Raw genomic sequence first — 7,670 nt, forward strand, 5'->3', positions numbered from 1 at the left:
TATTCCATCTCTTACCCTCATTACACCAGAACCAATGTCAGCACCAACACAGTTAGCAGCATCATTTGCACCCATTGACCAGCCCATATATACTGAAAATAGAATTGAAAGTATAAAAATCATTTTAATCCCTTTAAATTTAATGTTAAAATATTCTATCACAAATGGGACTTTTTATAAATTTTTTCCTCGGTCTTTCTCTTTCAATGGATGCCTTTTCTGTTTCTGTTATTTCAGGAAGTTTAATTGAGAAAAAGAAATTTTTGAATAGTTTAAAAATTTCTTTATCTTTTGGTTTTGCTCAGTTTTTAATGCCAGTTTTAGGATGGTTTACAGGAATGAAATTTTTAAAGTTTATTTCAAGTTTTGACCATATAGTTGCCTTTTCCATTTTATTTTTAATCGGCCTTAAAATTATATATGAATCAAGAAAAATAGAAAGAAGATTTGATATATCAAAAATTTTAATTTTATTTATTTTAGCAATTGCAACCAGTATTGATGCTTTTGCAGTCGGTCTTACATTTTCACTTCTTAAAATTAAAGTTTTAACTCCTTCATTAATAATTGGATTTACAACTTTTTCTGTCTGTCTTTCTGGTTTTTTTCTTGGTAATAAAATAAAAAAATTCTTTGGGAATAAACTTGAATTGATTGCGGGAATAATTCTTATTTTAATAGGTTTCAAAGTACTTATTACAGGATAAAAAAAATAAACTTGACAGAATTAAAAATTTAATTTATAATTGTTCTAAAATTAAAATTATTACAAATTTAAAAACTTTAAAATGAAAAAAGAAAAAATTATTAAAATCTTAAAAGAAAAAGGAATTAAACCATCAATCCAAAGAATAGAAATATTGAATTATTTAATCCAACATAAAACACATCCAGCAGTTGATGAAATTTATTCTGCCTTATTTTCTAAAATTCCTACCCTTTCAGTTGCAACTGTTTACAATACTTTAAAACTTTTCTGTGAGAAAGGATTGATAAATGAAATTTTAATTGAAGAGGATGAAGTCAGATATGATTTTATAGAAAAACCACATTTTCATTTCAAATGTAAAATCTGCAAAAATATTTATGATATTTACAGAGATTGTCCAATAGTAAAATTAAAAGAAATAGATGGTCATAAAATCGTGGAACATCATATATATTTAATAGGGATTTGTAAAAACTGTGGGAAAAGGAGGGAAGATGGATAAATATGTTTGCAAGGTTTGTGGGTATGTTTACAACCCTGAAAAAGGAGACCCTGAAAATGGAATAAAACCAGGAACTCCTTTTGAAAAATTACCCGATGACTGGGTATGTCCGGTATGTGGTGCAGGTAAAGATATGTTTGAAAAGGAGGTTTAAATGATTATAAAAGAGATTAAAAAGGATATATGGGCTATAATTACAAATGATTGGGATAGACGACTTTTTGATGAGTTAATTCCTTTACCAGAGGGAACAAGTTATAATTCTTATTTTTTGAAGGATGAAAAAAATGTTTTGATTGATTCTTCAGACCCAAGGACTGAAAAGCAGTTATTTGATGCAATAGATGAATTAAAAATAGAGAAAATTGATTATATTGTTTCAAATCATTCAGAACAGGACCATTCAGGAATAATCCCAAAATTACTTGAAAAATTTAAAGGAGCAAAGGTTATTACGAGTGAAAAAGGGAAAAAATATCTTGTAAGTTTGTTGTTGATTCCAGAAGAGAGGGTGATTGATGTAAAAGAAGGTGAAAAACTGAATATTGGTGAAAAAACACTTGAATTTATTTATGCACCATGGGTTCACTGGCCCGAAACAATTTTAACATATGAAATAAAAAATAAAATTCTTTTTCCTTGTGATTTATTTGGTTCTCATCTTGCAACAAGTAAAATATGGACAAGTGAGAATGATTTTTTAAAAGGTGCAAAAAGATATTATGCAGAAATTATGATGCCATTCAGAAATCATATAAAAAACCATCTTGAAAAAATTAAAAATTATACAATTGATATAATTGCACCGAGTCATGGCCCAGTTTACGATAATCCTTCTGTTATACTTGATGCCTATGCTGATTGGATTTCAGATAATGTTAAAAATCAGGTTGTAATTATTTATGTTTCTATGCATGGAAGTATACAAAAAGCAATTGATTATTTTGTTAAAGTTCTAACAGAAAAAGATATTGAAGTTAAACCATTTAATATTACAGAAACAGATATTGGAGAACTTGCAATGGCTTTGGTTGATTGTGCAACAGTTGTAATTGGAACTCCAACAGTTTTTGCAAATCCTCATCCATCTATTATTTATGCTTCTTATTTGTTTAAAATTTTAAGACCAAAGACAAAATTTGTTTCTTTAATATGTTCTTTTTTATGGGGAACAAATGTGATAAAATATTATGAAGAAATTTTAAAAGGGGTAAATGTGGAATTAATAGAGCCAGTAGTTTTCGAAGGCCATCCGCAAAAAGATACATTTGAAAAAATTGAAAACCTTGCAGAAAAAATATATCAGAAACATAAAGAAATTAAAATAATTTAAAGGAGGTGCTTATGACTGTTTTTTTTAACATAAGTGAGATTTATCAGTTTGCAATAAAGATTGAAGAAAATGGAGAGAAGTTTTATAGGAGTATAGCAAAAAAGACAAATAATAAAGAAGTTAAAGAATTATTTATTTTTCTTGCAGATGAAGAGGTAAGGCATAAAAAGGTTTTTGAAGAGTTACTATCAAAAGTAGAAAAATATGAACCGCCTGAAATTTATCCAGGGGAATATTTTGCATATCTTAAAGCATATGCAGAAGAGTTGATTTTCCCAAAAGGTGTTGAGAAGGAATTAGAGAAAGAGGATATAATAGAGGCAATTGACTTTGGAATAAGAAGAGAACTTGATTCAATTATGTATTATCTTGAGGTTAAAAGTTTTATTCCTGAAACACAACACTCAGTACTTGATAAAATAATACAGCAGGAGAGAAGCCATTTTGTTAAATTATCAAATTTGAAAAAACAAATACTTGAAGGGAGGTGATAAGATGGATAAAAAACTTCTTGAAGAATTGAATTTACAGATTAAAAAAGAACTCTATTCTGCATATCTTTATCTTTCAATGGCTTCCTATTTTGATTATATAAATCTTGAAGGATTTGCAACATGGATGAAAGTACAGGCAAAAGAAGAGTTTGGACACGCAATGAGAATTTATGATTTTCTTAATGATAGAGGAGAAAAAGTAATTTTAGAAGGGATAGAAAAACCACCTTCTGATTTTTCTTCACCAAAAGATGTATTTGAAAAAACATTAAAGCATGAAAAAGAGGTGACAAAAAGCATTGAAAACTTATATAAACTTGCAAAAGAGAAAAATGATTATTCTACAGAAATTATGCTTCAATGGTTTATAACTGAACAGGTAGAGGAAGAAAAACAGGCAAATATAATACTTGAAAAATTGAAAAAGATAGAAGACAAACCACATTTAATACTTATGCTTGATAAAGAACTTTCAAAAAGAGGAGAGGAAAAATGAAAGAAACAATGGAAAGATTTAAAAAAGCAATAGGAGAAGTTTCAATAAAAAAACAAGAGGAAATGAAAAAATTTGGAGAATTTGTAAGTACTGTATTGAAAGATGGTATTCTTGATTTAAAAACAAAAGAATTGATATGTGTTGGGATTGCAGTTGCTGTTAGATGTGCTTATTGTATAGGTATTCATGTTGAAAAGGCATTTAAAGCAGGAGCAACAGAAGATGAAATTCTTGAGGCAGGAATGGTTGCTGTTTTGATGGGTGGAGGTCCTGCCTATACATATTTAACAGATTTAGTTGAAGCAATAAAAATGATAAAAGGAAAAATTTAAAAAAGAGGGAGAGGTATGAAAAAAACGATTGAAAACTTGGCAAAAGCTTTTGTTGGAGAATGTCAGGCGAGAAATAGATACACTTTCTATTCAAAAATAGCCAGAAAAGAGGGATACGAGCAGATAGGTGAAATTTTTCTTATTACAGCGGATAATGAAAGAGAACACGCAACATGGTTATTCAGATTGATTAATGAATTAAAACAAAAAAGCAATGAAGCCCTTGATGTGATTAAAGTTGAAGCAGAGGTTCCAACAACTCTGGGAACAACTATTGAAAATTTAAAATCGGCTATTTCAGGTGAAAATTATGAATATACAAAGATGTATCCTGAGTTTGCTGATATTGCAGAAAAGGAAGGATTTCCAGAAATTGCTGAAAGATTAAGAGCAATTGCTGTGGCAGAAAAACATCATGAAGAAAGATTTAAAAAGATTTTAAAAGAAGTTGAAGCAGGGACAGTATTTAAAAAAGAAAAAGAAGTATGGTGGGTATGCAGGGAATGTGGATATGTTCATTTTGGGAACACACCACCTGAAAAATGTCCTTCCTGCAGTCATGATAGAAGTTTTTATCAATTAAAATGTGAAGAGTATTAAAAATAAAAAGGAGGAAGATATGGAAAAAATTAATAGAATGCCTCTTTTGGGTGATGAATTTCCAAAAATGAAAGTCGTAACAACGCATGGAATTATTGATTTACCTGATTATTTCAAAGGAAAGTGGTTTATTTTATTTAGTCATCCAGGAGATTTTACTCCTGTTTGTACTACGGAATTTGTTGCTTTTCAGAACAAATATAATAAATTTAGAGAATTAAATTGTGAACTTATCGGTTTAAGTGTTGACCAGGTTTTTGCACATATTAAATGGGAAGAATGGATAAAAGAAAAGTTTGGAATAGAAATAGAGTTTCCAATTATAGCAGATACAGGAGAAGTTGCCGAAATCCTTGGTTTAATTCATCCTGGAAAAGGAACAAATACAGTAAGAGCAGTTTTTATTGTTGATTCAGAAAGTAAAGTCAGATTAATTTTATATTATCCTCAGGAAGTAGGAAGAAATATAGATGAAATTTTGAGGGTTTTAAATGCATTACAGACAACAGATAAATATAAAGTTGCAACTCCTGCTGACTGGCCAAATAATGAAATTATTGGCTCAAATGTTATAATTCCTCCTGCAAGGGATGTAAAAACCGCAAAAGAGAGATTGGAAAAAAGTGAAAAGGGCGAATTTAAATGTTATGACTGGTGGTTTTGTTATAAAAAATTGAAATAAAAAGGAGGGAGATATGTGCAAAAGTTGTGGCTGTGGAATAAAAAGAGAAAAAAAGAAATATGTATGTAAAAAGTGTGGGAAAGAGTCAGAAAAACAGGAAATATGCTGTGGTGAAAAGATGGTAGAAAAGGAATGAAAGTAATAGGGATATGTGGTAGTCCGAGGAAAAATGGAAATTCAGAAATATTACTTGATGAATTTTTGAGTTATTTTAAAGAAAAAGCAGAAGTTAGAAAAATATATCTGAATTTATTAAAATTTGTCCCATGTCAGGAATGTGAAAATATAAGAAAAGATGGTAGATGTAAGATAAATGATGATATGCAGAATGTTTATGATGAGATAGAAAATTCAGATATAGTTGTTGTTACTTCCCCTATCTTTTTTGGTTCTATTTCTGCTCAAACAAAGATGATGATAGATAGGTTTCAATGTCAATGGCTTGGTATAAATTTTTTTAAGTCATTTAAACCAAAAAGGAAAAAAGGAATTTTTATTTGTGTTGAGGCAAGTAATAGAGATGATTTTATTGATAATGCAAGAAGTATAATTAAAAATTTTTTTGCAACGATTGGTGCAAGTTATTATGGAGAAATAATATGTAAAGGGGTTGATGAAAAAGGTAAAGTGAAAGAGAAAAAAGAATGTTTTGAGAAAATAAAAGAAATTTATACGGGTTTAAAAGAAAAAAATAATGGTTAAGAAAGTTATTGTATATTCTACAAAGACACGTCTTTATTGGGAATGGATAAAAGTTCTATGTATAGGTTATTGATAGAGAAATTATTTTTTACAAATGTATTTGCAAAACAGATAATTGTTGCTTGTGGAGAAGGTGCAAAATCAAATATTTCTGCCTTTGAATATCTTAAATACTTATGAAAAAGACGATAGCAATTATTGAAGATGAAAAAGATATACTTCAACTTCTAAAACATAACCTTGAGAAAATAGGTTTTAATATTAAAGGTTTTGAAAATGGAAATGATTTTCTGAATTATTTGAAATTAGATAGACCAGATTTGATTATACTTGATTTAATGCTACCTGATATGGATGGACTTGAAATATGTAAATATTTAAAAAGAGAAAGAAAATATTTAGATATTCCATTGATAATTTTAACTGCAAAGGGAGAAGAAACGGATAAAGTTTTGGGTCTTGAACTTGGAGCAGATGATTATATTTCAAAGCCCTTTTCAATTAAAGAATTAATAGCAAGGGTTAAAGCAGTTTTAAGGAGATACCAAACAAAATCAGATATTATTGACATAGGAGGAATTGTAAGAGTTGATTTAAATAAATATGAGGTTTATGTTAAAGGAGAAAAAATAAATCTTACAACAACAGAATTTAACATTTTAAAAATTCTACTTAGTAAAAAAGGCTGGGTGTTTAGCAGAGAAAAAATCCTTGAAGAACTATGGCAGGGTGAAAAGGCAGTCATTGATAGAACAGTTGATGTTCATATAAAAAAATTAAGAGAAAAATTAAAAGAAGGGGGTAGGTTTATTGTGAATGTTAGGGGGATTGGTTATAAAATTGAAGAATGAAAAAATATCTTATTAAAAAATTTGTTAGGACTTCTATTTTGGTTTCTGGATCAGTTTTTATCCTATTTTATATAATTTTTATTCAAACCCTTCATAAAATAGTTTTTCTTAATGTTGAAGAAAATCTTAAAGAATTTGCCTTTAAAATTTATAATGATTTAGAAAAAAATTCAGAGAATAAGAAATTTATTGAAGATTTAAAGAAAATTGATAAATATACAGGAATTAGGATTACTTTGATAGATAAAGATGGAACTGTAATAATTGATACAAGGGAAAATCCAAAATTTATGGAAAATCACAAAGATAGACCTGAAATAATATCTGCAATAGAAAAGGGAGAAGGAAAATCTATAAGATTAAGTCCTACTTTAAATGAGTATATGTTTTATTATGCAGTTTTTGTAAAAGAGAAAGAAGTTGTTTTGAGAGTAAGTAAAAATTTAACAGATATTCAAAAAATTTTTTATGAATTTAAAAAACAATTCGGTTTAATTTTTCTAATAACATACTTGATTTTTATTTCCATTTTTACTTTTATGATACCATTTTTCTTAAAAGAATTTTCATTGATTGATGAGTTTATTGAAAAGATTGGTAAAGGGAAATATGGAGAAAAATTATTGGGTTTTAAACAGAAGGAACTAAAAAATATTGCTGAAAAATTGAATTTAATAAGTGAAAAATTACTGCTTACTTCAGAATTAGAGAAAAAGAATGTAGAGATGTTTGAAGTTATAAAATTTCTGGAAGAGCCAGTTGCTTTTTTTAATGAAGAAGGAAAACTTTTAAATTTCAATGTTAATTTTAAAAAATTTTTGAAATCTCCTTTTCAAAATAGGTATTTCTGGGAGGTTATAGAAAATTTTGAAATAAATGAAATTATTGAAAAGACAATGAATTACAAAAAAGGACAGGAAAAAGAGGCAGAGATAGATAATAGATGGTATCTTTTAAAAACAATCTATT

The 7,670-nt window shown here is 28.1% G+C and carries 14 protein-coding genes; all 14 read left to right on the top strand.

Annotation, left to right across the window (positions count from 1 at the left end; all coding sequences use genetic code 11):
* Nucleotides 1-164: 164 nt before the first annotated feature.
* Nucleotides 165-707 carry a manganese efflux pump MntP family protein gene (locus tag PKV21_08005; protein HOM27431.1) on the top strand — a complete coding sequence of 181 codons (543 nt, stop codon included), beginning with the start codon at nucleotides 165-167 and terminating at the stop codon, nucleotides 705-707.
* Nucleotides 708-788: 81 nt separating this feature from the next.
* A complete protein-coding gene (locus PKV21_08010) occupies nucleotides 789-1,211 on the top strand; it encodes a transcriptional repressor (protein ID HOM27432.1) in 423 nt (140 codons plus the stop codon).
* Nucleotides 1,204-1,365 (top strand): rubredoxin, encoded by a 162-nt coding sequence (locus PKV21_08015; GenBank protein HOM27433.1) that lies wholly within the window; start codon nucleotides 1,204-1,206, stop codon nucleotides 1,363-1,365. Before PKV21_08010 ends, PKV21_08015 begins: the two co-directional genes overlap by 8 nt.
* On the top strand, nucleotides 1,366-2,544 hold the full coding sequence (locus PKV21_08020; protein ID HOM27434.1) for an FprA family A-type flavoprotein: 1,179 nt from the start codon (nucleotides 1,366-1,368) through the stop codon (nucleotides 2,542-2,544). It begins immediately after the preceding gene.
* An 11-nt stretch (nucleotides 2,545-2,555) separates the two neighbouring features.
* Nucleotides 2,556-3,035 (top strand): ferritin family protein, encoded by a 480-nt coding sequence (locus PKV21_08025; protein ID HOM27435.1) that lies wholly within the window; start codon nucleotides 2,556-2,558, stop codon nucleotides 3,033-3,035.
* 4 nt (nucleotides 3,036-3,039) lie between these two features.
* Nucleotides 3,040-3,534, top strand: a complete 495-nt coding sequence (locus PKV21_08030; GenBank protein ID HOM27436.1) for a ferritin — start codon at nucleotides 3,040-3,042, stop codon at nucleotides 3,532-3,534.
* Complete coding sequence (locus tag PKV21_08035; protein HOM27437.1) at nucleotides 3,531-3,866, top strand: carboxymuconolactone decarboxylase family protein; 336 nt, start codon at nucleotides 3,531-3,533, stop codon at nucleotides 3,864-3,866. Before PKV21_08030 ends, PKV21_08035 begins: the two co-directional genes overlap by 4 nt.
* 15 nt (nucleotides 3,867-3,881) lie before the next feature.
* Nucleotides 3,882-4,466 (top strand): ferritin family protein, encoded by a 585-nt coding sequence (locus PKV21_08040; protein HOM27438.1) that lies wholly within the window; start codon nucleotides 3,882-3,884, stop codon nucleotides 4,464-4,466.
* Between the two features lie 19 nt (nucleotides 4,467-4,485).
* Nucleotides 4,486-5,148: a peroxiredoxin gene (locus PKV21_08045; protein ID HOM27439.1), complete on the top strand. Its 663-nt coding sequence runs from the start codon at nucleotides 4,486-4,488 to the stop codon at nucleotides 5,146-5,148.
* A 13-nt stretch (nucleotides 5,149-5,161) separates the two neighbouring features.
* Nucleotides 5,162-5,284, top strand: a complete 123-nt coding sequence (locus PKV21_08050) for a desulfoferrodoxin (protein ID HOM27440.1) — start codon at nucleotides 5,162-5,164, stop codon at nucleotides 5,282-5,284.
* Complete coding sequence (locus PKV21_08055; GenBank protein HOM27441.1) at nucleotides 5,281-5,850, top strand: flavodoxin family protein; 570 nt, start codon at nucleotides 5,281-5,283, stop codon at nucleotides 5,848-5,850. The genes PKV21_08050 and PKV21_08055 overlap by 4 nt, the downstream gene beginning before the upstream one ends.
* 42 nt (nucleotides 5,851-5,892) lie before the next feature.
* Complete coding sequence (locus tag PKV21_08060) at nucleotides 5,893-6,030, top strand: hypothetical protein (protein ID HOM27442.1); 138 nt, start codon at nucleotides 5,893-5,895, stop codon at nucleotides 6,028-6,030.
* Entirely contained in the window at nucleotides 6,027-6,701 is a 675-nt protein-coding gene (locus PKV21_08065) for a response regulator transcription factor (protein ID HOM27443.1), read from the top strand. Before PKV21_08060 ends, PKV21_08065 begins: the two co-directional genes overlap by 4 nt.
* Nucleotides 6,698-7,670, top strand: a 973-nt coding sequence (locus PKV21_08070; protein ID HOM27444.1) for a hypothetical protein, incomplete at its 3' end; no start/stop codon positions are given. The genes PKV21_08065 and PKV21_08070, both read left to right, overlap by 4 nt.

Source organism: bacterium, assembly GCA_035371905.1.
In the GTDB taxonomy this organism is placed as follows: domain Bacteria; phylum Ratteibacteria; class UBA8468; order B48-G9; family JAFGKM01; genus JAMWDI01.

What these genes read in the sequence shown, in the direction of transcription:
- PKV21_08040 (HOM27438.1), top strand. Translation starts at nt 3,882, where the DNA reads ATGAAAAAAACGATTGAAAACTTGGCAAAAGCTTTTGTTGGAGAATGT.
- PKV21_08055 (HOM27441.1), top strand. Translation starts at nt 5,281, where the DNA reads ATGAAAGTAATAGGGATATGTGGTAGTCCGAGGAAAAATGGAAATTCA.
- PKV21_08030 (HOM27436.1), top strand. Translation starts at nt 3,040, where the DNA reads ATGGATAAAAAACTTCTTGAAGAATTGAATTTACAGATTAAAAAAGAA.
- PKV21_08065 (HOM27443.1), top strand. Translation starts at nt 6,027, where the DNA reads ATGAAAAAGACGATAGCAATTATTGAAGATGAAAAAGATATACTTCAA.
- PKV21_08010 (HOM27432.1), top strand. Translation starts at nt 789, where the DNA reads ATGAAAAAAGAAAAAATTATTAAAATCTTAAAAGAAAAAGGAATTAAA.
- PKV21_08020 (HOM27434.1), top strand. Translation starts at nt 1,366, where the DNA reads ATGATTATAAAAGAGATTAAAAAGGATATATGGGCTATAATTACAAAT.
- PKV21_08050 (HOM27440.1), top strand. Translation starts at nt 5,162, where the DNA reads ATGTGCAAAAGTTGTGGCTGTGGAATAAAAAGAGAAAAAAAGAAATAT.
- PKV21_08060 (HOM27442.1), top strand. Translation starts at nt 5,893, where the DNA reads ATGGATAAAAGTTCTATGTATAGGTTATTGATAGAGAAATTATTTTTT.
- PKV21_08005 (HOM27431.1), top strand. Translation starts at nt 165, where the DNA reads ATGGGACTTTTTATAAATTTTTTCCTCGGTCTTTCTCTTTCAATGGAT.
- PKV21_08035 (HOM27437.1), top strand. Translation starts at nt 3,531, where the DNA reads ATGAAAGAAACAATGGAAAGATTTAAAAAAGCAATAGGAGAAGTTTCA.
- PKV21_08025 (HOM27435.1), top strand. Translation starts at nt 2,556, where the DNA reads ATGACTGTTTTTTTTAACATAAGTGAGATTTATCAGTTTGCAATAAAG.
- PKV21_08015 (HOM27433.1), top strand. Translation starts at nt 1,204, where the DNA reads ATGGATAAATATGTTTGCAAGGTTTGTGGGTATGTTTACAACCCTGAA.
- PKV21_08045 (HOM27439.1), top strand. Translation starts at nt 4,486, where the DNA reads ATGGAAAAAATTAATAGAATGCCTCTTTTGGGTGATGAATTTCCAAAA.